General features: G+C 60.6%; 26 protein-coding genes and 1 pseudogene. 15 read left to right on the top strand and 12 right to left on the bottom strand.

Annotated elements, in window-relative coordinates; all coding sequences use genetic code 11:
• The 4 genes from scpB to ACQKP2_RS25610 all read right to left on the bottom strand — a co-directional run.
• On the bottom strand, positions 1–659 hold a 659-nt coding region (gene scpB / locus ACQKP2_RS25625; protein ID WP_427580550.1), incomplete at its 3' end, for an SMC-Scp complex subunit ScpB.
• Positions 660–670: 11 nt separating this feature from the next.
• Complete coding sequence (locus ACQKP2_RS25620) at positions 671–1369, bottom strand: segregation and condensation protein A (protein ID WP_427580552.1); 699 nt, start codon at positions 1367–1369, stop codon at positions 671–673.
• A gap of 120 nt (positions 1370–1489) precedes the next feature.
• Positions 1490–2119 (bottom strand): L-threonylcarbamoyladenylate synthase, encoded by a 630-nt coding sequence (locus tag ACQKP2_RS25615; protein ID WP_427580548.1) that lies wholly within the window; start codon positions 2117–2119, stop codon positions 1490–1492.
• A 13-nt stretch (positions 2120–2132) separates the two neighbouring features.
• Positions 2133–2996: a PHP domain-containing protein gene (locus ACQKP2_RS25610; protein WP_427580546.1), complete on the bottom strand. Its 864-nt coding sequence runs from the start codon at positions 2994–2996 to the stop codon at positions 2133–2135.
• Between the two features lie 87 nt (positions 2997–3083).
• On the opposite strand from ACQKP2_RS25610, the pseudogene ACQKP2_RS25605 reads away from it, so the two are divergent.
• From ACQKP2_RS25605 to ACQKP2_RS25580, 6 genes and pseudogenes are all read left to right on the top strand, one after another.
• Positions 3084–3679, top strand: a pseudogene (locus tag ACQKP2_RS25605) (septation protein A).
• A 1-nt stretch (position 3680) separates the two neighbouring features.
• Entirely contained in the window at positions 3681–3980 is a 300-nt protein-coding gene (locus ACQKP2_RS25600) for a YciI family protein (protein ID WP_110967016.1), read from the top strand.
• Between the two features lie 121 nt (positions 3981–4101).
• The gene (locus tag ACQKP2_RS25595; protein ID WP_427580544.1) at positions 4102–4515 is read left to right on the top strand and encodes a translation initiation factor 2; all 414 of its coding nucleotides are present in this window, start codon (positions 4102–4104) and stop codon (positions 4513–4515) included.
• Between the two features lie 7 nt (positions 4516–4522).
• Positions 4523–5200, top strand: coding sequence for a response regulator transcription factor (locus ACQKP2_RS25590; protein WP_427580542.1), 678 nt, complete (start codon positions 4523–4525; stop codon positions 5198–5200).
• Between the two features lie 203 nt (positions 5201–5403).
• Positions 5404–5853 carry an LTXXQ domain protein gene (locus tag ACQKP2_RS25585; protein ID WP_427580540.1) on the top strand — a complete coding sequence of 150 codons (450 nt, stop codon included), beginning with the start codon at positions 5404–5406 and terminating at the stop codon, positions 5851–5853.
• Positions 5854–6033: 180 nt separating this feature from the next.
• Positions 6034–7377, top strand: coding sequence for an ATP-binding protein (locus tag ACQKP2_RS25580; protein ID WP_427580538.1), 1344 nt, complete (start codon positions 6034–6036; stop codon positions 7375–7377).
• 125 nt (positions 7378–7502) lie between these two features.
• Here ACQKP2_RS25580 and ACQKP2_RS25575 read toward each other — a convergent pair whose 3' ends face one another.
• Positions 7503–8069 carry an NAD(P)H nitroreductase gene (locus ACQKP2_RS25575; RefSeq protein ID WP_427580536.1) on the bottom strand — a complete coding sequence of 189 codons (567 nt, stop codon included), beginning with the start codon at positions 8067–8069 and terminating at the stop codon, positions 7503–7505.
• Positions 8070–8189: 120 nt separating this feature from the next.
• On the opposite strand from ACQKP2_RS25575, the gene ACQKP2_RS25570 reads away from it, so the two are divergent.
• A complete protein-coding gene (locus ACQKP2_RS25570) occupies positions 8190–9644 on the top strand; it encodes a TrkH family potassium uptake protein (protein WP_427580534.1) in 1455 nt (484 codons plus the stop codon).
• On the opposite strand, the gene ACQKP2_RS25565 is transcribed toward ACQKP2_RS25570, so the two are convergent.
• Positions 9601–10659, bottom strand: coding sequence for an AraC family transcriptional regulator (locus ACQKP2_RS25565; RefSeq protein WP_427580532.1), 1059 nt, complete (start codon positions 10657–10659; stop codon positions 9601–9603). The genes ACQKP2_RS25570 and ACQKP2_RS25565 overlap by 44 nt on opposite strands.
• Before the next feature lie 160 nt (positions 10660–10819).
• Here ACQKP2_RS25565 and ACQKP2_RS25560 point away from each other — a divergent pair, with 160 nt between their 5' ends.
• Together ACQKP2_RS25560 and ACQKP2_RS25555 are read left to right on the top strand one after the other, a co-directional pair.
• Positions 10820–11131, top strand: a complete 312-nt coding sequence (locus ACQKP2_RS25560; protein WP_427580530.1) for an Mpo1-like protein — start codon at positions 10820–10822, stop codon at positions 11129–11131.
• Between the two features lie 18 nt (positions 11132–11149).
• Complete coding sequence (locus ACQKP2_RS25555) at positions 11150–11740, top strand: HD domain-containing protein (protein WP_427580528.1); 591 nt, start codon at positions 11150–11152, stop codon at positions 11738–11740.
• A gap of 96 nt (positions 11741–11836) precedes the next feature.
• On the opposite strand, the gene ACQKP2_RS25550 is transcribed toward ACQKP2_RS25555, so the two are convergent.
• On the bottom strand, positions 11837–12652 hold the full coding sequence (locus ACQKP2_RS25550) for a UDP-2,3-diacylglucosamine diphosphatase (RefSeq protein WP_427580526.1): 816 nt from the start codon (positions 12650–12652) through the stop codon (positions 11837–11839).
• Positions 12653–12799: 147 nt separating this feature from the next.
• On the opposite strand from ACQKP2_RS25550, the gene ACQKP2_RS25545 reads away from it, so the two are divergent.
• Together ACQKP2_RS25545 and ACQKP2_RS25540 are read left to right on the top strand one after the other, a co-directional pair.
• Complete coding sequence (locus ACQKP2_RS25545) at positions 12800–13558, top strand: AraC family transcriptional regulator (RefSeq protein ID WP_427580524.1); 759 nt, start codon at positions 12800–12802, stop codon at positions 13556–13558.
• Positions 13559–13634: 76 nt separating this feature from the next.
• A complete protein-coding gene (locus tag ACQKP2_RS25540) occupies positions 13635–14528 on the top strand; it encodes a DMT family transporter (RefSeq protein ID WP_427580522.1) in 894 nt (297 codons plus the stop codon).
• Here ACQKP2_RS25540 and ACQKP2_RS25535 read toward each other — a convergent pair.
• From ACQKP2_RS25535 to recQ, 4 genes are all read right to left on the bottom strand, one after another.
• Positions 14522–14809 carry a SelT/SelW/SelH family protein gene (locus tag ACQKP2_RS25535; protein ID WP_427580520.1) on the bottom strand — a complete coding sequence of 96 codons (288 nt, stop codon included), beginning with the start codon at positions 14807–14809 and terminating at the stop codon, positions 14522–14524. The two genes, ACQKP2_RS25540 and ACQKP2_RS25535, sit on opposite strands and share 7 nt — an antisense overlap.
• Positions 14806–15987, bottom strand: coding sequence for a type IV pilus assembly protein FimV (locus ACQKP2_RS25530; RefSeq protein ID WP_427580519.1), 1182 nt, complete (start codon positions 15985–15987; stop codon positions 14806–14808). The genes ACQKP2_RS25535 and ACQKP2_RS25530 overlap by 4 nt, the downstream gene beginning before the upstream one ends.
• A gap of 200 nt (positions 15988–16187) precedes the next feature.
• A complete protein-coding gene (locus ACQKP2_RS25525; protein ID WP_427580517.1) occupies positions 16188–16622 on the bottom strand; it encodes a MarR family transcriptional regulator in 435 nt (144 codons plus the stop codon).
• A gap of 129 nt (positions 16623–16751) precedes the next feature.
• A complete protein-coding gene (recQ, locus tag ACQKP2_RS25520; protein WP_427580516.1) occupies positions 16752–18878 on the bottom strand; it encodes a DNA helicase RecQ in 2127 nt (708 codons plus the stop codon).
• 274 nt (positions 18879–19152) lie between these two features.
• Between recQ and ACQKP2_RS25515 the strand changes: the two genes are divergently transcribed.
• From ACQKP2_RS25515 to lapD, 4 genes are all read left to right on the top strand, one after another.
• Positions 19153–19740 carry a UPF0149 family protein gene (locus ACQKP2_RS25515; RefSeq protein ID WP_427580514.1) on the top strand — a complete coding sequence of 196 codons (588 nt, stop codon included), beginning with the start codon at positions 19153–19155 and terminating at the stop codon, positions 19738–19740.
• A 10-nt stretch (positions 19741–19750) separates the two neighbouring features.
• A complete protein-coding gene (locus tag ACQKP2_RS25510) occupies positions 19751–20146 on the top strand; it encodes a YbaN family protein (protein ID WP_427580512.1) in 396 nt (131 codons plus the stop codon).
• Between the two features lie 130 nt (positions 20147–20276).
• Positions 20277–20984: a cysteine protease LapG gene (lapG, locus tag ACQKP2_RS25505; RefSeq protein ID WP_427580510.1), complete on the top strand. Its 708-nt coding sequence runs from the start codon at positions 20277–20279 to the stop codon at positions 20982–20984.
• Positions 20985–21006: 22 nt separating this feature from the next.
• A complete protein-coding gene (gene lapD, locus ACQKP2_RS25500; RefSeq protein WP_427580508.1) occupies positions 21007–22947 on the top strand; it encodes a cyclic di-GMP receptor LapD in 1941 nt (646 codons plus the stop codon).
• 43 nt (positions 22948–22990) lie between these two features.
• On the opposite strand, the gene ACQKP2_RS25495 is transcribed toward lapD, so the two are convergent.
• Positions 22991–23829 (bottom strand): type I secretion C-terminal target domain-containing protein (locus tag ACQKP2_RS25495; protein WP_427580506.1); only part of this gene is annotated, 839 nt, incomplete at its 5' end.

Genomic DNA, 23829 nt, shown 5'->3' with positions numbered 1-23829 from the left:
TCCAGCAGCAAGGTATGGAAGCTGGTTTCTTCCTTGGGCTCTTCCGGTTCGGCACTGGCGTCCGCCAACTCTTGAAGGCCCGGCGGCACCGGGGCATCGTCGAATTCCAGTACCGGGTCCGGCTCCAGCTCGCGAAGTTGCGCCAGCGGCGGCAAGTCATCGAGATTTTTCAGGTTGAAGTGGTCGAGGAAAGCCTTGGTGGTGGCAAACATCGCCGGTTTTCCCGGCACGTCGCGATAACCGACGATGCGAATCCACTCGCGCTCCATCAGCGTCTTGACGATCTGACTGTTGACCGCCACCCCCCGCACGTCCTCGATCTCACCCCGAGTGATCGGTTGGCGATAAGCGATCAGGGCGATGGTTTCGAGCATGGCTCGGGAATAACGTTGCGGACGCTCTTCCCACAAGCGACCGACCCACGGTGAGAATTTTTCGCGTATTTGCAAGCGGTAGCCGGAGGCGACTTCCTTCAATTCGAATGCACGCCCCTCGCAGGACTTGCCCAGAATGGTCAGGGCCTTCTTGAAAACCGCCGGCTCCGGACGTTCGCCTTCTTCGAACAATTCGAACAGACGCTCCAGGGATTGCGGTTTTCCGGAGGCCAACAGAAAGGCTTCGAGCAGGGGCGCCAGCTCGCGGGGTTCACTCAGGTTCATGATTGGACTCGTTATTCGGCTCGGGCTCGCACGTGGATCGCTGCGAACGGCTCATTCTGCACCAGCTCGACCAAAGATTCCTTGACCAGCTCGAGAATTGCCATGAAGGTCACGACCACGCCCAAACGCCCTTCCTCTGCGGTGAACAGCTCGACAAACGGCACAAAACCACCGCCCTTGAGCCGTTCGAGCACATCACTCATGCGCTCGCGAGTGGACAGCGCCTCGCGGCTGACCTGGTGACTTTCGAACAGGTCGCCCCGGCGCAGCACTTCGGCCATGGACAACAAGAGCTCCGACAAGCGCACATCCGGCAGCAACTTGCGCGCCTGGGCCTGCGGTGCATCGAGTTTGGGGACCACCACATCGCGCCCGACCCGGCTCAGGCCATCGATGCCTTCGGCTGCCGCCTTGAAGCGTTCGTACTCCTGCAAGCGACGAATCAGTTCGGCACGCGGGTCTTCCTCTTCATCCTCGACGGTTTCGGCGCGAGGCAGCAGCATCCTGGACTTGATTTCAGCCAGCATCGCGGCCATCACCAGGTATTCGGCGGCCAGTTCCAGGCGCACCGACTGCATCAGTTCGACATAGCCCATGTACTGGCGGGTGATTTCAGCCACCGGAATGTCGAGGATGTCGATGTTCTGCTTGCGGATCAGGTACAGCAGCAGGTCAAGCGGGCCTTCGAAAGCTTCGAGGAAGACTTCCAGCGCATCCGGCGGGATGTACAGGTCCAGCGGCATTTCCATGACCGCCTGGCCATAGACCACGGCGAAGGGCAGCTCCTGCTGGGCTCCGGCCTGACTGTCAACGGGTTCCACTGCGGACATCTATGCCTCGGCCATGAATGGCGAAGGGTCGCCGCAACCGACGCGGATCACTTCCGGCTCGCCATCGGCGAGGTTGATCACCGTGGACGCCTTGATCCCGCCAAAACCGCCGTCGATGATCAACTCGACCTGGTGTTCAAGTATCTGGCGCATCTCATAGGGATCGGTCATCGGGTCGGTTTCACCGGGAAGGATCAGGCTCACGCTCATCAACGGTTCGCCCAGTTCGGCAAGCAGCGCCAAGGCGATGGGATGGCTCGGCACCCGCAGGCCAATGGTGCGTTTTTTGGGGTGCAACAACAGTCGCGGGACTTCCCGGGTAGCGTTGAGAATAAAGGTATAGGGTCCCGGCAAGTGGGCCTTGAGCAGGCGAAACAGGCCCGTATCGATCTTGGCGAACAGCCCCAATTGCGACAGATCGCTGCAAATCAGCGCAAAATTGTGCTTCTCATCCAGCCCACGCAAGCGGCGAACGCGTTCCACGGCGCTCCTGTCACCGATCTGGCAACCAATTGCGTAGGAGGAGTCCGTGGGATAAACAACCACCCCGCCGTTGCGAATGATCTCGACAGCCTGCTTGATCAGGCGCGCCTGCGGATTTTCCGGATGAATCTGGAAAAATTGACTCACATTCTCTACCTGTTCAGACGACGGCAATAGTTGGGTCATGTTTGAACCGACACCACAGTGGCGGCAGATCTTCCGGGAGCGGGCGGTATTCACCGATCTCGGACCAGCCTCCAGGGCCATGAAAATCACTGCCGGCGCTCACCAGCAGACCGAACTCGCGAGCCAGGATGGCCAGGCTGCCCACTTGATCGGCAGGCTGATAGCCATTGACCACCTCCAACGCTTGTCCTCCCGCTTGAATATAGTCGGCAATCAGGCGGCGACGCTTGCTGCGGGTAAATTCATAGTGCCAGGGGTGGGCCAGGCTGACCCACGCATTGGCCGCGCGCAGGGTTTCGACCGTTTCCTCCAGGGTCGGCCAGTGTTGCTTGACATCCCCCAGCTTGCCGGCGCCCAGCCATTTGCGGAAGGCTTCGGCACGATCCTTGACGAAACCTTCGCGCACCATCCAGTCGGCGAAGTGCGGCCGGGCCGGCGCGTTGCCGCTGTCACCAAGCTCCCGCTGGATTTCCCGGGCGCCTTCCAGTGCGCCGGGCATGCCCTTGAGCGCCAGTTTGCGGCTGATCTCCTCCGAGCGCAGCCAGCGACCATCGCGCAATTTGGCAATCGCCTCGACCAACGGCGCAGCATTGACGTCGAATCCATAACCGAGCACATGAATGGTCGCCCCGCCCCAGGTACAGGACAGTTCGACACCATTGATCAGTTGCATGCCCAGCGCCCTGGCCGCCTCGCGTGCCTCTTCCAGGCCCTCCAGGGTATCGTGATCGGTCAAGGCCAGGACCCGCACGCCGTTCTCGAACGCACGCGCCACCAGAGCCGCAGGCGCCAGGGCGCCGTCGGAGGCCGTGCTATGGCAGTGCAAATCAACATTCACAGGGCTTTGTAACCTCAAATCAGCTGGCGCTATCGCGCGCCCATATGTTTGTTATTATGCCGCCACATCCTGCTTCTGGCTGCCACTGTGAAACAATTCATCGATTTCATCCCGCTCCTGCTGTTTTTCATTGTCTTCAAGATCGATCCACGGACTGTCGATATCGCCGGCCATGAGGTCACTGTAGGCGGCATTTACAGCGCTACAGCGATGCTGATCATCAGCTCGCTGGTGGTCTACGGCACACTGTTCATCAAGCAGCGCAAGCTGGAGAAGAGCCAATGGCTGACGCTCATCGCCTGCCTGGTCTTCGGCAGCCTGACCCTGGCCTTCCACAGCGAGACCTTCCTGAAATGGAAAGCCCCGGTGGTCAACTGGCTGTTCGCCCTGGGCTTCATCGGCAGTCATTTCATCGGTGACCGCCTGCTGATCAAACGCATCATGGGGCACGCGCTGACGCTGCCGGAGCCGGTCTGGATGCGCCTGAACATTGCGTGGATCGCCTTCTTCCTGTTCTGCGGGCCGCCAACCTGTTCGTCGCGTTCACCTTCCAGAGCTACTGGGTCGACTTCAAGGTCTTCGGCAGCCTGGGCATGACGCTGCTGTTCCTGGTCGGCCAGGGCATCTACCTGTCCCGCCACCTGCATGACGCCGATACCACATCGCCTAAAACCGAGGACTGACATGCTTTACGCAATCATTGCCACAGACGTCGCCAACTCCCTGGAAGCCCGCCTGGCCGCACGGCCTGCGCACCTTGAGCGCCTGCAAGTGCTCAAGGGTGAAGGTCGTATCGTACTGGCCGGCCCGCACCCGGCGATTGACAGCAATGATCCCGGTGCCGCGGGATTCACGGGCAGCCTGATCGTTGCCGAATTCGACTCCCTGAGCGCCGCCCAGGCCTGGGCCGATGCCGATCCGTACATCGCTGCCGGTGTCTACGCCAACGTGTCGGTCAAACCGTTCAAGCAAGTCCTGCCGTAACTTTCTGCAAAAATCCCCCCGCGCGGTGAACCTTCCCGGTTCATCGCGCTCTCAATCGCTCATTGTTCTCGTTTGGCGGCCGATAACCTGCCCAATCATTCGATTGGAATCAGGAGTCGCGATGCGCAAAGGTCCGTTGTGTCTGATGTTGATGACGTTGTCGATCGTGGCCCCCGCCCACGGGGAAGAGAGCGTCGATGGCAGCCATTCGACGCCGTTATCCTTGAGCGCCGGCAGCCAGATCACCGAGTTGCAGCAACGCTTGAAGGAAAGCGAACAGCAACGCGAAGAACTGAGCAAACAATTGCAAAATGCCGACGGTGAACGCGAGAGCCCGCTGCTGGCCCGGTTGCGCCAGGAGAACCAGCGCCTGAAGCTGCAACTCAAGGAAGCCCAGGCGGGCAGCTCGATACCGCGCCTGTTGACCGATCAACAACAGTGGTTCGTCATCGGCGCCGCAGTTGCACTGGTGGCCCTGCTCTGCGGTATCTTCGCCAGTGGAGCAAGTCGAAAACGTCGACAATGGCTAAATTGAGTGAGTCATGAGCGAGCTGTTACTAATTGATGATGACCAGGAGCTGTGTGAGCTCCTGAGCAGTTGGCTGAGCCAGGAAGGGTTTCAGGTGCGTGCCTGTCACGATGGTCAGAGCGCCCGTCGCGCACTGGCTGAAACCACCCCGGCGGCCGTGGTACTGGACGTCATGCTGCCCGACGGCAGTGGTCTGGAACTGCTCAAACAATTGCGCGGCGAACACCCGGATTTGCCGGTGCTGATGTTATCGGCCCGGGGCGAACCGCTGGACCGCATCCTCGGCCTGGAACTGGGTGCCGATGATTACCTGGCCAAACCCTGCGACCCACGGGAGCTGACCGCCCGCTTGCGTGCCGTGTTGCGCCGCAGCCATCCGACGGCGGCGTCCAGCCAGATGGAACTGGGCGACCTGTGTTTCAGCCCGGTGCGTGGCGTGGTGAGCATCGATGAACAGGAAATCTCGCTGACTGTCTCCGAAAGCCGCCTGCTGGAAGCCCTGCTCAAGCAACCCGGCGAGCCACTGGACAAACAGGAACTGGCGCAGATCGCCCTGGGCCGCAAGTTGACCCTGTATGACCGCAGCCTGGACATGCACGTGAGCAACCTGCGCAAGAAAATCGGTCCGCATCCCGATGGCCGCCCGCGTATCGTGGCCCTGCGCAGCCGTGGCTACTACTACAGCCTCTGACCGTAGGAGCCAGGCTTGCCGGCGAAGGCATCCGTGAGATCGCCATCGCCGGCAAGCCGTGCTCCTACGGACACGGTTGATTTGTCAGGAGCGCTGAAATCCGTCTTTACCCAAGCTTTACGCTCCACTGACCGCCGCTGACCTTGATCTCCGTAATCTGCACACATCCGGAACGTACCGGGAATGAGACAAGGAGATTCACCATGCGCAAGACTCTTATCGCTTTGATGTTCGCCGCCGCCCTGCCGACCGTTGCCATGGCCATGCCTGAAGGCTCCGGCACCATGGATGGGCCGATGGATGGCGCGCGCCACGGCGGTCAGATGCACGGCATGCACGGCAAAGGCCCGTACAGCCAACTGGATCTGAGCCACGAACAACGCGAGCAGATCCGCAAAATCATGGGCGAGCAGATGCATGAGCGTCGGCAACTGGTCGACAAGTACCTGGAGAAACTCTCGCCAGCCGACCAGAAAGCCATGAAAGACGAAATGGCCGCCGGCCACAAAAAAGCCGAAGCCGACGTACGTGCACTGCTGAAACCGGATCAACAGAAGAAATTCGACGAGATCCAGAAGAAACAGGCCGAGCGTCGCGCCGAGTGGGCCGAATTCAAGGCCTGGAAAGCGCAACAACCGCAAAAAGCGCAATAATGCGCTAAACCGGACCCAACGGTTGTACACCGTTGGGTCTATTGTTTTCCGATCCCCTGTAGGAGCGAGCAAGCTCGCGATGGTCGTCAACGATAACGCTGGGTGCCTGACTCCCCGCGGCGTTCTCGGGTTCATCGCGAGCTTGCTCGCTCCTACAGGGTGTTTGTTTGAGGGTTATCCGTGCGTTCATTGTTCTGGCGTATCCTGGCCAGCTTCTGGCTGGCCATCGCTCTGGTTGCAGGATTGTCCATTTTGCTCGGGCACATGCTCAATCAGGACGCATGGATTCTCAGCCGCCATCCGGGTCTCAACACCCTGGCCGAACAATGGACGCAAACCTACGAATCCGAAGGCGAAGAAGCCGCCCAGGACATACTCGAACAGCGCAAACGCCAGTATCACATCGACGTCCAGGTGCTCAACGAAAGCGGCGACCCCGTGGTGCGCGGCACCTTTCCACGCCGTGCCGCCGCGTACGAAGCGCGACAGAACAACGATGACCGGCGCCTGCCCTGGCGTCGCCTGACGGCCGAATACACCAGTGAAAAAACCGGTGACACCTACCTGCTGATCTACCGCATTCCCCACCCCGAACTCGATGCCTGGCACCGGGAAAGCCTGCTCTGGCCGTTGAGTGCCCTGGGTATCGCACTGGTGGTGCTGACCCTGTTCAGTCTGTTGGTGACGCTTTCCATCACCCGCCCGCTCAGTCGCTTGCGCGGTGCCGTACATGACCTGGGGCAAACCGCCTATCAACAGAACAGTCTGGTGAAGCTGGCCAATCGACGTGACGAATTCGGGGTGCTGGCCAACGATTTCAACCGGATGGGCGCCCGCCTGCAAAGCCTGATCGGCAGCCAGCGGCAATTGCTGCGGGACGTGTCCCATGAACTGCGCTCACCCCTCGCCCGCCTGCGTATTGCCCTGGCCCTGGCCGAACGGGCCACTGCGCAGGAAAGGGAAAAACTCTGGCCACGACTGACCCGCGAATGCGACCGACTCGAAGCGCTGATCAGTGAAATTCTGGTGCTGGCGCGGGTCGATGCCGACAACGCCACTGCCGAAGAGGTGGATCTGAACGCCTTGCTGACAGGGCTGCAACGGGATGCACAACTGGGTTCGCCGGAGCAAAACGTTCAACTGGAGGCAGAGCCGCAATTGAACCTCAAAGGCTGGCCGACCATGATCGAGCGCGCCGTGGACAACCTGCTGCGCAATGCCCAGCGCTTCAACCCCGCGGGCGGGCAGCCCATCGAAATGCAGGCATTGCGTCAAGGCGAACGTATCGTGGTGAGCGTGCGCGATCACGGACCTGGCGTCGATGCCGAACATTTGAATCAGTTGGGAGAACCGTTCTTCCGTGCGCCGGGGCAGACTGCGGCCGGTCATGGCCTGGGCCTGGCCATTGCCCGCCGGGCTGCCGAGCGTCATGGCGGCAGCCTGGTACTGGCCAATCATCCGCAGGGTGGCTTCATTGCCAGCCTGGAGTTGCCCGTGGTGCCGGGGGCTGTCGTCCAACCCTGAATCTGAACGGTACAGATCCAATATAGGAGCGAGCAAGCTCGCGATGGACCCGAGAACACCGCGGGGTGTCAGGCACCCTGCGTAATCGTTGGCCTCCATCGCGAGCTTGCTCGCTCCTACAGGGTTTAGGGTTTGCCGGGCCAGGCGCTGACAAACTCGGACAGGTCGACTTTCTCCGCCACGCGCGGCTCCTTCTGCGGAGTGCCGAGGTACAGGAACGCAATGACCTCCTCCCCTTCGGCCAGCCCCAGTCCCTTGGCCACATGCGGCGAATAGGCCAGATCACCTGTGCGCCAGACCGCTCCAATGCCTTGCGCATAAGCGGCGAGCAAAATCCCGTGTGCGGCACAACCTGCCGCCAGCAGTTGTTCGGATTTCGGATACTTGACGTGATCCTGCACTCGCGCAATCACGACCACCACCAGAGGCGCCCGTAGCGGACCATTGCGGGCCTTGTCGATGGCGGCCTCCGTCACTTCGCCCTCTTGCTGCTTCGCCGCCTCGGCCAACAACTCGCCCATTTGCTCGCGCGCCGCGCCTTCGACGGTCAGAAAACGCCAAGGCTGCAAGTGACCATGATCCGGTGCGCGCATCGCGGCGCCGAACAGCACTTCGCGCTGCGCTTGAGTCGGTGCAGGGTCAAGCAGTCGCGGGACGGAAACACGGTTGAGCAAAACGTCGAGAGCCTGCATCGGCCACCTCCTGAAAAAATGTTTGGCTATTCTAGCGGCATCCACCCTCGGAGTGCCGGTTTACATGCCCTGCCCTGAAGGTAGAATGTCGCCCTTCCACATTGCTGCCGAGCGGATTTCATGGCGTTGCCGACCTTGCGTCTCATTGCTTTCATCATCGGCATCTTCCTGATAACCCTGGCCATCGCCATGGTCGTGCCCATGGCCACCCTGGTGATTTTCGACCGCACCAGCGACCTGCCATCGTTCCTCTGGTCCAGCATGATCACCTTCGTCGGCGGCTTGGCCCTGGTCGTCCCGGGGCGCCCCGAGCATGTACACCTGCGTCCCCGGGACATGTATCTGCTGACCGTCAGCAGCTGGCTGGTGGTGTGCATCTTCGCCGCGCTGCCGTTCCTGCTGACCCAGCACATCAGCTACACCGACTCGTTCTTCGAAAGCATGTCCGGCATCACCGCCACCGGTTCGACGGTGCTCAGCGGCCTGGACACCATGTCCCCCGGCATTCTGATGTGGCGCTCCCTGCTGCACTGGCTCGGCGGTATCGGTTTTATCGGCATGGCGGTGGCAATCCTGCCCCTGCTACGCATCGGTGGCATGCGACTGTTCCAGACAGAATCGTCGGACCGTTCCGAAAAAGTCATGCCTCGCTCGCACATGGTCGCTCGATTGATCGTGGCGACCTATGTCGGCATCACCATTTTCGGCAGCCTGGCGTTCTGGTGGGCCGGCATGAGCCTGTTCGATGCGATCAACCACGCCATGTCGGCCATTTCCACCGGCGGCTTCTCGACCTCCGACCAGTCCCTGGCCAAGTGGACGCAACCGGCGGTGCACTGGGTGGCGATCGTCATCATGATTCTCGGCAGCCTGCCCTTCACCCTTTATGTGGCAACCCTGCGAGGCAACCGTCGGGCGCTGATCAAGGATGAACAGGTGCAGGGCCTGCTCGGCATGTTGCTGGTGACCTGGCTGGTGCTGGGCACCTGGTACTGGTGGACCACCAAGTTGCACTGGCTGGAGGCGCTGCGACATGTGGCGTTGAACGTGACCTCGGTCGTGACGACCACCGGTTTCGCCCTCGGAGACTACAGCCTGTGGGGCAACTTCTCGCTGATGCTGTTCTTCTATCTCGGTTTCGTGGGTGGCTGCTCGGGCTCGACTGCCGGCGGGATCAAGATTTTCCGCTTCCAGGTGGCCTACATTCTGCTCATGGCCAACCTCAACCAACTGATTCACCCCCGTGCGGTGATCAAGCAGAAATACAACGGGCATCGCCTCGATGAAGAGATCGTGCGTTCGATCCTGACCTTTTCGTTTTTTTTCGCCATCACCATCTGCGTGATCGCGCTGCTGCTGTCGCTGCTGGGCGTGGACTGGATGACCGCCCTGACCGGCGCCGCCAGCACCGTGTCCGGCGTCGGTCCCGGCCTGGGCGAAACCATCGGTCCGGCAGGCAACTTTGCCTCGCTGCCGGACGCCGCCAAGTGGATTCTCTCCTTCGGCATGCTGCTGGGCCGACTGGAGATCATCACGGTGTTTGTACTGTGTATTCCGGCGTTCTGGCGTCACTGACCGGCACAGGCGCCTGCTGCCGTGCCCGGTACTCGCCGGGTGTGGCATCGAACCAGCGACGGAAGGCCCGAAAGAAGTTGCTCGGATCGGCGAAACCCAGAAGGTAGGCAATTTCCAGCAAGGTCATGGTCGGTTGCGCCAGATACTGCTCGGCCAGCTCACGCCGGGTGTCATCGAGCAACGTCTGGAAGCTCGTACCCTCTTCCTGCAAGCGTCGCTGCAAGGTGCGCTGCGACAGGTGCAGCGTCTGCGCCACGGCATCGCGCTTGGGCTCCCCCTGGGGCAACAGGCGGCATAACACCTGCCGCGCCTTGTGGGTCACGCGACTTTCGGAGAATCGCGCCAGATACTCACCGGCAAATCGGTCATGCAACAGCGCCATGGCCTCGTTGGCGGTCGGCAGCGGTGCTTCCATGTCCGTGCGTTCGAAAATCAGCGCGTCGTACGGCGCGTTGAACATCAGTGGCGCATGGAAGGCCAGTTTGTAAGGCTCAAGATCGGCGGGTTGATCGCCTTGCACCAGCACCTTGCGCGGCTGCAGCGTGCGCCCGGTCAACCAGCCGCAAAGTGCCAGGGCACAGGCCAGCGAAGCCTCGGCGCTTTGACGGGTGGGCGGCAAGTGGTCGCCGTGCACCGTCAGAATCAACGCGTAGCCTTCTTCCAGCAGGCGAAAACTCAGGTCGGCACTTTCGGCAATGATGCGCTGATAACGCACCAGGCGCTGAAAGCCTTCGGCCAGGGTCCGGCTGGACATCAAGGCATAGCCCGCAACGTGGAATTGCGCAGGCCGCACCACCTTGCCCATATTCAGGCCAATGGCCGGGTTTCCGGACAGCTCGACCGCTCGCTGCCACAGTCGCGTCATGGAATCTTGCGGGAAGCGTGCATCCGGATCGTCCAGTGCCGCGTAGTCGAGCCCCAGTTGTTTGAACAGAACCCGGCAATCCAGGCCGTCCATTTCCAGTGCCTTGACAATCCCCATCGCCCAGCTTGCAGATGTCGTTCGTTCGCTCATGTCGGGTTCTTGCATGATGAGCCGCATGTAACGGCCAATTTCCGAAGGATACTAAAGTGGCGCCGATTGTCACTGGCTGACGCCATTGATCACTCTAGACTTAAATAAGCTACCCGCCGAACAACTTGCAGTCAGAACAATAACCACAGAGATCGCAGTCGTGGAAAACATCAAACGATTCAACAGTTTCGCTGAGTTCTACCCGTATTACCTCAGCGAACACAGCAACAGTACCTGCCGCCGGTTACATTTCATCGGCACCACGCTGGTGATTTTCATTCTGGCGATGACCATAGGCCGGGGCGCCTGGATGCTGTTCTGGGCCTTGCCGCTGGCGGGTTACGGCTTCGCGTGGATCGGGCATTTCTTCTTCGAAAAAAACCGCCCGGCCACCTTCCAGCATCCTTTCTACAGCCTTCTTGGCGACTTCGTCATGTATCGGGACATGATCCTGGGGCGCGTGCCGTTCTAGATCACTGGAGGATTGCCGATGAATGCCAACGCTCGTTTTACTCACATGAAGGACGGTACGCAGGAAGACTGGGCGATCATTGCCGCCGACTTCAGTAGCTACGCCCGGCAGTTACCGGCCCGGATCATGGCGCACCTGAAGTTGCTGGAAGGTGATTTCGGCGGCTTTCCGGTGGATCGCCTGACCCATTCCCTGCAAACCGCCACCCGCGCCTGGCGTGACGGCCGCGATGAGGAGTATGTGGTCTGCGCCCTGCTCCACGACATCGGCGACACCCTGGGCTCCTACAATCACCCGGATATTGCCGCGGCGATCCTCAAGCCATTCGTCAGCGCCGAAAACTTGTGGATGGTGGAAAAACACGGGATTTTCCAGGGTTACTACTTCTTCCATCACCTGGGCATGGACCGGCACTTGCGCGAGCAATTCAAGGACCATCCGCAGTACCAGGCAACGATCGAGTTCTGCGCCAAATACGACGCTGCGGCGTTCAACCCGGCCTATGACACGCTGCCACTGAGTTTTTTCGAGCCGATGATGGAGCGCCTGTTCGCGCAGCCGAAGCATTCGATCTACAAGGCAGCGATGGAAGAACATTCGCCCGTATGACCTTGAAACTCGCCTGATGCTTCGCGGGCAAGCCTCGCTCCTACAAGCGGTTGAGCACGTAGGAGCGAGGCTTGCCCGCGAAGGCGTCAGACCTGCCTAAGCGGGCTCTGCAACCTTCACCGCTTTCAACTGCGCCTCGCGCGTCTGGGCCTCGGCCAGGCGATAGAGTTCGATCGTGCCATCCCAATGCTCGATCAGTGCCGTGCACGACTCCACCCAATCGCCGCAATTGAGGTAATCCACCTCGCCGACCTTGCGAATTTCGGCATGATGAATGTGCCCGCACACCACACCATCCAGTTCGCGCTTGACGCACTCATGGGCGATGGCTTCTTCAAAGTCGCTGATGAAGCTGACGGCAGTTTTCACTTTGTGCTTGAGATACGCCGACAATGACCAGTAGCCGTAGCCATAACGGGCACGCCAATGGTTGAGCCAGCGGTTGAGGGTCAGGGTGAATTCGTAGGCCGAGTCCCCGAGAAACGCCAGCCAGCGGTGGTAACGGGTGATCACATCGAACTGATCGCCGTGGATCACCAGCAAGCGCCGGCCATCGGCGGTGACGTGCACGGCCTCGTCCACCAGTTGAATGTTGCCCAGGATAAGCTTCGAATAGCGGCGCAGGAATTCGTCGTGGTTGCCGGTGACGTAGATCACCTCGGTACCGCGCTTGCTCATGGTCAGCAGGCGCCGGATCACGTTGGTGTGTGCCTGCGGCCAGTACATGCCGCCACGCAGTTTCCAGCCGTCGATGATGTCACCGACCAGGTAGATCCTGTCCGCGTGGTAACTCTTGAGAAACTGTGAGAGATGCTCGGCCTGGCAATCGCGCGTGCCCAGATGCACATCGGAAATCCACAGGGTCCGCACCCGTTGTTTGCGAGTGGGTTTGGCGAGCTCGGCACTGGTCATGTGCAACCCTCAATTCAAGTTTCGACAAGCTTGCGCCGGTCGGGTTAATGGTCCATGACAGCGACAAGTCAGTCCTGTGACAACGCGTACAGGCCATGTCGGTGTAGACTGGCGACCTGACTCATCAACCCTGCAACGAGATCCGCGATGAGACCGATCCTCACACTGCGCCATTACACCGAAGACCTGATTGTCCACAGCCATGACCATGCACAACTGGTGTTCGGGCTGTCGGGCGCGCTGGATTTCGAGGTCGATGGCCGTGGCAGCCGGGTCGTGCAACAGAGTTTCGTGGTGGTTCCCTCCGGGTTTCACCATGCCTGCGGCAGCGCCAATGGCAGCCGCTGCCTGGTGCTGGATGTGCCAGGGGATCAGTGGGTTGACGATTCCCTGGGTGAGCACGCGCAAGCCAGTCGTCGCCTGCTCGACACCGCCGGCCGAATGTCGCTGGATGCCGGGCAAAGCCAACTGGTCAGTTGGCTGGCCAACAGTCAGGTCGATGATCCGTTGATCGCACAACAAGGCGCGGTGCTGTTGCTGGCCAGTCTCAACAATGCACGGCCCGACTCTGCCGGTGGCCGGCGCCTGCCCTATGCCGCGCTCAATGCACACATCGACCAATACGCGGCCTATCCGCTGCAAGTCGCCGATCTTGCCCGTGTGGCGGGCCTTTCCAGTGCTCGCCTGCATGCGCGGTTCGTGGCTGAGTGCGGGCAGACCCCCATGGATTACATTCGCAGCCGCCGCTTGCACAAGGCCGTGGGTTTGCTGCGTGATTCTGCATTGCCTATCGGCGAGATTGCCTGTCGCGTCGGTTACAGCTCCCAGAGCGCCTTTGCCGCCGCGGTCCTGCGTGAATTCGGCGCATCGCCCGGCAAACTGCGGCGCGAGACCGGCGACAAATAACGCGAGTCTGACGACAGACACAGCGGCAGCGGGCGCGGTTAAATGACGGCGTTCACTACGCTTCCCAAGGATTGCCATGACTCCCCGTACCGCCCTTGGCGCCCTGCATATCGGCGCACTGATGTTCGGCCTGACCGGCGTGTTCGGCAAACTCGCCGCCGCCACACCTGCGATCATCGTCTTCGGCCGTGCAGCATTCGCGGTGCTGGCATTGGCGTTCTTTGCCCGGTTCGCCCGCAATACCCGCTGGCAAGCCCTTGAGGCCGTGGACTTGCGCCGGTTGCTACTCAGCGGCCTGCTGCTGACCGGGCACTGGGTGAGTTTTTTCATTGCGGTCAAGGTCGCCGGCGTCGCCATCGCCACGCTGGGCTTTGCCAGTTTTCCGGCCTTTACCGTGATCCTCGAAGGATTGATTTTCCGCGAGCGGATTCGCGCCAATGAAATACTGCTGGTGGTACTGGTCAGTGTCGGGCTGGTGCTGGTAACGCCCGCGTTCGATCTGGCCAGCGGAGCCACCACCGGCCTGATCTGGGCGGTGACTTCCGGCCTGCTGTTTGCCCTGCTGTCACTGACCAACCGCGCCAGTTCCGGACGCGTTCCACCCGTGCAGGCAGCACTGTGTCAAAACGTGGTGGTCGCGTTGTGCCTGTTACCGGTGGCGGCACCGCAGTTGAGTGAGGTACGTGCCATCGACTGGTTATGGATCAGCCTGCTCGGCGTGTTCTGCACCGGTGTCGCTCACAGCCTGTTCGTCGCCAGCCTGGCCGTGATCAAGGCGCGGACCGCTGCGGTGGTCTTTGCCCTGGAACCGGTTTACGGCATCAGCCTCGCCTGGCTGTTGTTCGATGAAAACCCGACGCTGCGGATGCTGATGGGTGGCGCATTGATCATCATCGCCATTGTGGTGTCCAGCCAACTTGCCGGCAGCTCAAGCAAGAAAGCCGTTGCAGCCGAAGCGGGCTCTCACTGAGTGCGATCGTTGTGTCCCAGATCGCGGTCCGGATCGATCTGGTCGCGGACCCGCTGCTTGAGCACCTTGGCCTCGGGGAAACCACCATCGGCCTTACGCTCCCAGATCTGCACGTCGTCGCAAGTGATGTGAAAGATCCCGCCTGTGCCAGGCACCAGGGATACTTTGCCCAGATCATCGCCGAACGTGCTGAGCAGCTCCTGGGCCAGCCAGGCTGCCCGCAACAACCACTGGCACTGGGTGCAATAGGTGATGACGATTTCCGGTTTGCTTGCGGTCATGATCGATGAAGCTCCTGAGGCAAAGGGTGTGGTTCGAGTTCACGTAACGAGCCAGGCTTCCGCATGGCATCGACAAAACTGTCGTCAATGGTTTGGGCCACCGGCTCCAGGCTCCATTCAATTTGCGGCTCCGACAGCTTTGCCACTCTTGATGGAAGCTCGACGGTTGGGCTGCCCACCGCGCTCGGATCCCGACGGGTATCCATGGACAGCTCGTCCAGGTTCAAATGGAATTGCTCTGCCGGGATCGGTTCCGGCGGCACCGTCATGGATGAAGCAGCAGACATTTTTTCAGGGTGTGCAGGCAGGGGTTGTACCACGATTGCATGGGTTGGCAATTCCGTTGATTGACCAGGCAGTTCATTCGTCAATGGCTCGAACGAAGCCCGATCCTGCTGGCGCCTGCTTCGTACCCGTAGCGCCAGAAGCACCACAACCACCAGTGCCAGCCCCCCTCCAATCCACAACTCCCTGGTTGCACCCTCCTCGACAACCACCGACATCGGGTTCGGGGCAAGGGAAGCCGGCGCTTGTGCCGATGCTTGCCCCGCCTCGGCCAACCGGGTTTGCAACTCAGCGACCTGTTTGTTCGCCGCGGCAATCTGCTCGTCCTGAGCCTGCACTTTTGCATTGAGCTCATCGATGGTTGCCTGCAAGCGCTGGTTTTGCAGCGAGCTGGCAGCCAATTGTTCGGCTGCAGGCTCCATCTCGGGAGAACCGGTGGGCTGCGGAGATTGTTCATTAGGTGCGGGCGGCGATGCGACGACGGGCTGGACGTCTGCCAAGGGGGAAGACGGGCGACTGACCGGTGGCTCATCGCTGGCAGGAACGATGCCCGCTGTTCCCGGCGGATCGATCAATACGGTGTATTCGCGCAGCAACCGTCCATTGGGCTGATTGAGCTGAACCAGGAAATTCAGGAAAGGCTCGTTGACCGGTTTGCTGGACGTCACCTGAATAACGCTGCGGTTATCCCGAACGACAGGGGTGAACTTCAGGTTATTGAGGAAAAACACCCGTTCGACACCGGCACGATTGAATTCGTCCGCCGTCGCCAGGCTGACCGACAGCTCGCCTTCTGCCAGGCCGGCGCTATCCACTAACGCGATGTCGGCACGTAATGGTTGATTCAGCGCCGAATGCAGAGTGATCTCCCCCAGGCCCAGCGCTGGCGCCATGGCTGACCAGATGACACAAACACCGGCCAGCAACCCTTTGGCGCAGCACCTTACAACGAACCGCCGACTCTCAAGCATGAGCATCCCTTCAGATAACCACTCGTATGTATTCGCACATCCGTGTACGAACGCGATATTGCCGAGTAGTTCTTATAGTCTGCTCAAGTCACCCACTCAAAAGCCTGCGGCCGTGTTATGCCTCAAGACTTTTCCAGATTGGCCAGAATGTGCCCGTGAACCCGCATACAGACCATCAAATCCGCCTCGTCTACACCCTCGAACAGTTCATGGCGCAGTTGATTGGCAATGGTTTCAATTTGTTCGATCAGCGGGCGCGCCGGGGCGCAGAGCACGATTTTTTTCGCACGACGATCTTCCAGCACCGACTGGCGCTGAACCAGCCCCTGGCTTTCCAGGCTGTCGAGCAACCGGGCCAGGGTCGGACCTTCGACGCCGACGCTTTGCGCCAGCTCACGTTGGGTCGGGGCTTCATCGAAACGTGCCAGGTGCAGCAGCACCAGCCAGCGAGCCTGGGACAGCCCGAGGCCTGCCAGGCGACGGTCCAGTTCGGCACGCCAGCCTCGCGACATCTGGGCCAGTTGCATGCCAAAACGGTGTTGTTCGGTTAACGACATAAAACACTCATGATTAGACTGAAATAAATAAATACTAATTATTAGTCAGCTAAGCATGACCCTCGATCAGAGGCAAGACCCGTTCCGTACTGAATCGTTACATCAATGAGATGGATATCTCAGAATGTCTCAAATCTCGAATTCCGACTGCAAAGCAGCTCGAACACAGTACAAAACGCCTTCCGGTACTCGCCCTGCGAACAGTGCGCTGACCTCCGACACCGGTGGTAGCTCGCCTTCGCCATCGAGGAACGCATCCTGGACTTCACCCAATACGTCCTCGGGAAGGTCCAATGCCTGCTCCAGCGACAACTGTTGCTTGCCGATGGCCTCGGCGAGCATTGAATAGACGTTCTTTTCCGAGCATTGCAACTGGCCGGCGATCTGCAACGGCGTCATACCGGCACGCGCCAGGGTGATCAGTTCGTGGCGTACGTCGGCCACTGCCTTGGGGGCATCGGCCTGGCCACCGAGGACTTCGAGGAAAGCCTCGCCGTAACGCTCCAGCTTGCGCGCGCCGACGCCGCTGACCATGGCCATTTCCGCCAGCGAGGTCGGTTGGCTGCGCAGCATTTCCAGCAAGGTCGAGTCGGGGAAGATGACGTATGGCGGCACGCCGTGCTCTTCGGCAAGCTTGCGTCGCAGCACACGCAGGGCTTCCCACTGTTCGCGCTCTTCGCCGCGCACCAGCTGGCTGGCCTGGCTCTTGCTGCTTTTCACGGTGGTTTGTGCCTTGAGATCACGGCGCAGCTCCAGGGTCACTTCCCCCTTGAGCAGCGGCCGGCAGGTGTCGCTCAAGCGCAAGCCGCCGTAACCTTCCAGATCGATGTCCGCCAGGCCACGGGCCACCAGTTGTCGGAACAACGTACGCCACTCGCCTTCGGCCATGGCTTTGCCGACACCGTACACCGACAGGTGCTGATGGCCGAAGCTGCGGACTTTTTCGTTGTCCTTGCCCAGCAGTACATCCACCAGATGCCCGACGCCATAACGCTGACCGGTGCGGTAGATGGCCGAAAGCGCCTGGCGCGCAGGTTCTGTGGCGTCCCATGTTTGCACGCCGTCGACACAATTGTCGCAATGCCCGCAGGGCTGCGGCATGTCTTCGTCGAAATAGGCCAGCAAGGTCTGGCGGCGGCAACGGGTTTCTTCGCAAAGCGACAGCATCGCATCGAGCTTGTGCTGTTCCAGGCGCTTGTGGCGCTCGTCGCCCTCGGAGTTTTGCAGCATCTGCTTGAGCATCACCACGTCCTGAAGGCTGTAGGCCATCCAGGCGTCTGCGGGTAAACCGTCCCGGCCGCCGCGCCCGGTCTCCTGGTAATAGGCCTCAAGGGATTTGGGCAAGTCGAGGTGGGCGACGAAACGCACGTTGGGCTTGTCGATGCCCATGCCGAACGCCACGGTGGCGACCATGATCAGGCCTTCCTCGTTGAGGAAGCGTTTCTGGTGATAGGCGCGCAGTTCGTTGGGCAGGCCAGCATGATACGGCAGCGCCGGAAAACCCTGTTCGGTGAGGAACGCGGCGACTTCTTCGACCTTTTTGCGCGACAGGCAATAGACAATGCCGGCGTCACTGCGCCGCTCGGCGAGGAACGCCAGCAACTGCTTGCGTGGCTGCTCCTTGGGCACGATGCGGTAGAAAATGTTCGGCCGGTCGAAACTCGACAGGAAGCGCTCGGCGTTCTGCAGATGCAGACGGGTGACGATTTCTTCGCGGGTACGTTTGTCGGCGGTGGCGGTCAGGGCGATTCGAGGCACATCGGGGAACATTTCCGCCAGTTGCCCCAGTTGCAGGTACTCGGGGCGGAAATCGTGGCCCCACTGCGATACGCAGTGCGCTTCGTCGATGGCGAACAGGGCAATATTCAACCCTTGCAGGAAAGCCAGCATACGCGGCTGAACCAGGCGCTCCGGGGCGAGGTAGAGCATTTTCACCTCACCACGCCGGATGCGGGCGGCGAGATCACGCTGCTGCTCGGCGCTGAGGGTGGAGTTCAACGCGGCAGCCGCTACCCCCAGTTCTTCGAGGGTCGCGACCTGGTCGTCCATCAGGGCGATCAATGGCGACACCACCACGGCCAGGCCATCGCGCAGCAGCGCCGGCACCTGGTAACACAAGGATTTGCCGCCACCTGTAGGCATCAGGACCAGGGCATCGCCACCACTGGCCACGCGCTCAATGATTGCACCCTGGCGGCCACGGAAACTGTCGTAGCCGAAGATGTCCTTGAGGACGCGTTGAGCCTGTTCGAGCATAAAAACTCCAAAAATCACCGAAACGTCCCTGCAAAGGCTGGTTCAGATACCGACATGGCGCACCGACAAATCGTAAGTGCGCATTGCATGAGGCTTCGGATTTCAGCCGTGACGCCGGCAGGGCATCGCAAAACGCGCGAGTATACCCGAGCCCTGTCCGGCAAAGGGCGCCACTGATGAGAGGCACTCCTGTTCAAATATGCCGTTTGGCTGGCTCAAGTGCTCAAGAAAGCCTAGAATTCCCGCATCGAACTTTCTCCAAGGTAGCCCTTTAATGTCCTTCGCTGAGCAACTAACCCGCCTGCAAGTCTTCCTCGACGCCGATGAACTGCATGACGAGGCGCTGGACTACGTGGCCGCCCATGGCTACCTCACCGCGCTGTCGATCTGTTCCGAAGTCGTTCCCGATCGTGAATGGATCGATGCCCTCTTCGCCGAAGAACCGCATTACACCAGCGAAGCCCAGCGTGAAGAGATCGAAGCCACGTTGATCGGCCTCAAGGCTCACATCGCCCGTCAACTGGCCTCCGATGAAGAGTTCGAGTTGCCTTGCGACCTGGACCTGGGCGACGACCCGGACGATTCCGAACTGCGCGGCTGGTGCATCGGTTTCATGGAAGGCGTGTTCCTGCGCGAAGAAGCCTGGTTCGAAACCGCCGAAGAAGAAGTCAGCGAAATGCTGTTGCCGATCATGGTCGGCTCGGGCCTGTTCGATGAGCAGCCGGAGTTCGAAGACATCGCCAAAGACGCCAACCTCATGGACGACATGATCGTCCAGATCCCCGAAGCGCTGACAGCGCTGTACCTGCTGTGCAACGCACCGGACGAAAAACCGGCGATCCTCAAGCCTCGTCATCACTAAGGTTCCGCCTATGGACAACCCCATAGGCAACCGCCCCCTGATGTTGCGCTACGTGTTGCTGGCCATCGGCTGGCTGAGCGTAGCGCTGGGGGTGATCGGGATTTTCCTGCCGGTATTGCCCACCACGCCTTTCCTGCTGCTGGCGGCGGCCTGTTTCGCCCGCAGTTCGCCGCGCTTCTATCAATGGTTGGTAGGCCATCCGCAACTCGGCCCCTGGATACGCGACTACCTGGACGGCAACGGTATCCCGCTCAAGGGCAAGGTCTACGCCATCGGCCTGATGTGGGCGGGCATCTCCTTTTCCTGCTATCTGGTGCCTCTGCCCTGGGCACGCGGGTTCATGCTGACCAGCGCGGTGCTGGTGACGGTCTACATCCTCAAGCAGAAAACCCTGCGCAAATCATGATGGAGTAACCAAACCCGCAGGGCACCTGACCGGCAATGATTCCCGTCCGCCCGACGACTAGCCCGCGCCCCACTGAATCTCCACCTAGACTCCACCCAGACCTCACCACCCTGCACCCGAGCAGCCCGACATGGCCTGCAACCCGCGTCGACCTGAATGGCCAACGCCCCGACTTCGACTCGGGACATGGCTGCTGCTGACCGGACTTCTGCTGACAGGGCTGAGCAGCGGTCGGGTCGACTGGGATTTTGCGCGGATCCTGCAAAACGCCGAACAGAGCCATGGGACCCTCGGCCCCGCGCAGGGACGGATCGAGGCCTGGAGTCAAATGTTGCAAGGCGAACGCAACGCGCCGGAGCGCGAACAGCTCAACACCGTCAATCGCTTCTTCAATCAGCAATTGAGTTTTCAGGACGACACTCGTATCTGGCATCAGACCGATTACTGGGCCACGCCCATTGAATCCCTGATCAAGGGTGCAGCCGACTGCGAAGACTACGCCCTGGCAAAGTATTTCAGTCTTCGCCAGCTCGGGATCCCCAGCGAAAAGTTGCGCATCACCTACGTCAAGGCACTGAACCAGAATCAGGCGCACATGGTGCTGACCTTCTACGGCAGCCCCAACGCCGACCCGCTGGTGCTGGACAACCTGATCGGCGACATCCGCTTCGCCTCGCAACGCAAAGACCTGCTGCCGGTGTACGCCTTCAATGCCGAAGGCCTGTACTTGTCAGGCACCCATGGCGACACACGCAGCAGCGACTCGAAAAAACTGTCGCGCTGGCAAGATGTTCTGCACAAGATGCAGGCCGAAGGCTTCGCCGTGGGCAATGGCTGAGGGCTGCAGCAAGGAGCGTTCAATGAAACTGCGCAATCAATTGTTTCTCGCCATCTGCCTGTTTCTGATGGTGGCGTTCAGCGGCAGTTTTTTTGTCAGCCTGGAAAGTTCTCGAGAACAGATGCTCGGCCAGTTACGCTCCCATGCCCAGGATGCAGCCACGGCTCTGGGCTTGTCGTTGACGGCGCAAATCGATGATCCGGCCATGATGGAGTTGATGGTCAGTTCGATTTTCGACAGTGGCTACTTCAGCAGCATTCGCATCGTTGACATCCAGGACGAGCAAGTGATGGTGGAGCGCAATGCTTCAACACAGATCGAGGGCGTGCCGGGCTGGTTCATCAGCCTGGTCAATTTGCGTCATCAGGGTGGCGACGCGTTGATCATGCGCGGCTGGGAACAGGTGGCACGTGTCGAGGTACTGAGCAATCCGCAATTTGCCCTGGCCCGGTTATGGGACAGTGCCCTGGGCAGCCTGATCTGGCTGTTGCTGTGCGGTCTGCTCAGTGCCGTTTTCGGCGGTTGGTTGTTGCGCCGGCAACTGCATCCACTCGACACCCTGGTCAGGCAGGCCGAAGCTATCAGCAAGCGCGAGTTCCTCAGCTTGCCGAAACTGCCCCGCACGCCGGAATTGAAACGCGTGGTACTGGCCATGAACCAGATGGTCGAGAAGCTCAAGGCGTTGTTCAGCGAAGAGGCAGCGCGCAGTGAAATTTTGCGTAGCCAGTCCTATCAGGACAGCCTGACCGGGCTGGCCAATCGACGCTTGCTCGATGAACAACTGGCGGGCCATTTGCTGGTCACCGAGCAACAGGGCGAGGGCCATCTGCTGATGCTGCGGCTCAATGACCTGACCGGACTGAACCAGCGACGGGGCGGCCAATACACCGATGACTTGATCATCGCGGTCGGTGAGTTGCTCAAGCGCTTGACCGGACTGCCGCAGCGACGCACCTGGCTGGCAGCACGCAACCGCGGAGGCGAATTCAGCTTGCTGGCACCGGGCCTGGACGGCGAAGGCGCCGCACATCTGGCCAGCGAAATCAGTACCACCCTGGAAAACCTGCGCCTGACCGATGCCAGTGACTGCCTGCCCGTCGCCCATTTGGGCATCGTCGCCTATCACCCCGGTGAAGCGGCCAGCGATGTGCTGGTCCGGCTGGATCAGGCACTGGCACAAGCCCGACAACAGCCCGAACGCCCCTGGGTCCTGCTCGGCCACAGCGCAACCGCACCGACGGCGTCGCAACACGACTGGCGCACCTGGCTCGACGACGCCCTGAACCAGGGTCAACTGCAGCTGTATTTCCAACCCGTGGTGTTGTGCGCCGACACCAGCGAAGTCATGCATCACAAGGTCCTCGCACGCCTGCTCGACCCACAGGGCCAGGCCATTGCCGCCGGGCAATTCCTGCCATGGATCGAACGTCTGGGCTGGTCGGCACGCCTGGACCTGGCGATGCTCGAAGCCACCCTCGACTACCTCGCCGTCAATCGCTGGCCGCTGGCGTTGAGCCTGTCGGGCAGCACCTTGCGCGACCCGGCGCAACTGCGGCCGATCCTTGAACTGCTCGAATCACTGCCGGAGCTGGCACCGTTGCTGACCCTGGAAATCGACGAACGCCAATTGCCGCCTCCCGAGCAAATGCAGCGACTGAGCCATAGCCTGCTCAAGACCGGTTACCGCGTGGGCCTGCAGCATTTTGGCGGCAGTTTCAGCCGCATCGGCAACCTGGCCCAATTGGGCCTGGCTTACTTGAAGATCGATGGCGTCTACATACGACACATCGATGAGCAGCGGGATAAACGGCTGTTCATCGAGGCCATGTTCAGGGCGACCAACAGCATCGACTTGCCGCTGATTGCGGAAATGGTCGAGACCCGAGGGGAACTCGAGGCGATCAGAGAGTTGGGAGTGTTCGCCGTGATGGGAAGACTGATCGGGTCGCCGGAGCCGATGTGAGATCACCTGTAGGAGCGAGCAAGCTCGCTCCTACAGGGTCCGGTTACACCGTATCCACCTTCAATGAATGATCATTGAGCATGCCATTGATGATGGTCGCGGTGTCCGCCCCGGAAACCACCCCGCCGGCACCGGGCGTGACCCCGTAGTGACTGGCCAGGTTAACGCCGGCCAGATCGATGGTCTGGTTCGGTACCGCGCCGGCCATGGCACTGACGTTGATACTGGTCACCAATGACGCACCGCTGCCGCTGACCGTGAAGTGCAGATAATCATCCAGCGATGCCGCCGTGCTGTTCTCCCCTTGCAGCAATTGCGACAGATCAAGCTTGTCCGTACCCGGTGTGAAGTCGGTGATCACATCATGGCCGCTGTTGCCCTTGAGCCACTCGAAGGTATCGGCACCACTGCCGCCAGTCAGAGTGTTGTTGCCTAGCCCTCCGATCAACAGATCGTCACCGCCCCCGCCATTGAGCACATCGTTGCCCAGCCCGCCATTGATGATGTTGCTGTTGTTGTCACCGGTCAGGGTGTCATTGAAATTCGAACCGACGAGGTTCTCGATCCCGGTCAGGGTGTCGGTGCCGGCACCGAGGGTGTTCTGCGCGGTGAGCAGGCTCAGGTCGACTTTCACCCCGGCAGTGGCATGGGCGTAGCTGGCGGTGTCATTGCCGATGCCGCCATCGAGCAAATCATTGCCCGGTCCGCTGAACAGCAGGTCATTGCCGGCGCCGCCATGCAGCTCATTGTTGCCAGCGCCTGCAACGAGGATGTCGTTGCCGTCACCGCCATTGAGAATGTTATCGCCATCGCCCGCCACCAGCGTGTCATTTCCTGCTGTGCCGGTGAGCGTGTGGCTGTCCTGGTAGCTGATGGTCACGT

This window comes from Pseudomonas sp. NPDC089569 (assembly GCF_050280625.1).
In the GTDB taxonomy this organism is placed as follows: Bacteria; Pseudomonadota; Gammaproteobacteria; order Pseudomonadales; family Pseudomonadaceae; genus Aquipseudomonas.
This window is presented reverse-complemented; position numbering and strand designations above follow the sequence as displayed.

Bases quoted from the DNA above. Each gene is read 5' to 3' on its own strand.
- ACQKP2_RS25600 (WP_110967016.1), top strand. From the start codon at position 3,681: ATGCTTTACGCAATCATTGCCACAGACGTCGCCAACTCCCTGGAAGCC.
- ACQKP2_RS25595 (WP_427580544.1), top strand. From the start codon at position 4,102: ATGCGCAAAGGTCCGTTGTGTCTGATGTTGATGACGTTGTCGATCGTG.
- ACQKP2_RS25590 (WP_427580542.1), top strand. From the start codon at position 4,523: ATGAGCGAGCTGTTACTAATTGATGATGACCAGGAGCTGTGTGAGCTC.
- ACQKP2_RS25585 (WP_427580540.1), top strand. From the start codon at position 5,404: ATGCGCAAGACTCTTATCGCTTTGATGTTCGCCGCCGCCCTGCCGACC.
- ACQKP2_RS25575 (WP_427580536.1), bottom strand. From the start codon at position 8,069: ATGCAGGCTCTCGACGTTTTGCTCAACCGTGTTTCCGTCCCGCGACTG.
- ACQKP2_RS25570 (WP_427580534.1), top strand. From the start codon at position 8,190: ATGGCGTTGCCGACCTTGCGTCTCATTGCTTTCATCATCGGCATCTTC.
- ACQKP2_RS25565 (WP_427580532.1), bottom strand. From the start codon at position 10,659: ATGAGCGAACGAACGACATCTGCAAGCTGGGCGATGGGGATTGTCAAG.
- ACQKP2_RS25555 (WP_427580528.1), top strand. From the start codon at position 11,150: ATGAATGCCAACGCTCGTTTTACTCACATGAAGGACGGTACGCAGGAA.
- ACQKP2_RS25550 (WP_427580526.1), bottom strand. From the start codon at position 12,652: ATGACCAGTGCCGAGCTCGCCAAACCCACTCGCAAACAACGGGTGCGG.
- ACQKP2_RS25545 (WP_427580524.1), top strand. From the start codon at position 12,800: ATGAGACCGATCCTCACACTGCGCCATTACACCGAAGACCTGATTGTC.
- ACQKP2_RS25540 (WP_427580522.1), top strand. From the start codon at position 13,635: ATGACTCCCCGTACCGCCCTTGGCGCCCTGCATATCGGCGCACTGATG.
- ACQKP2_RS25535 (WP_427580520.1), bottom strand. From the start codon at position 14,809: ATGACCGCAAGCAAACCGGAAATCGTCATCACCTATTGCACCCAGTGC.
- ACQKP2_RS25530 (WP_427580519.1), bottom strand. From the start codon at position 15,987: ATGGCGCCAGCGCTGGGCCTGGGGGAGATCACTCTGCATTCGGCGCTG.
- ACQKP2_RS25525 (WP_427580517.1), bottom strand. From the start codon at position 16,622: ATGTCGTTAACCGAACAACACCGTTTTGGCATGCAACTGGCCCAGATG.
- recQ (WP_427580516.1), bottom strand. From the start codon at position 18,878: ATGCTCGAACAGGCTCAACGCGTCCTCAAGGACATCTTCGGCTACGAC.
- ACQKP2_RS25515 (WP_427580514.1), top strand. From the start codon at position 19,153: ATGTCCTTCGCTGAGCAACTAACCCGCCTGCAAGTCTTCCTCGACGCC.
- ACQKP2_RS25510 (WP_427580512.1), top strand. From the start codon at position 19,751: ATGGACAACCCCATAGGCAACCGCCCCCTGATGTTGCGCTACGTGTTG.
- lapG (WP_427580510.1), top strand. From the start codon at position 20,277: ATGGCCTGCAACCCGCGTCGACCTGAATGGCCAACGCCCCGACTTCGA.
- lapD (WP_427580508.1), top strand. From the start codon at position 21,007: ATGAAACTGCGCAATCAATTGTTTCTCGCCATCTGCCTGTTTCTGATG.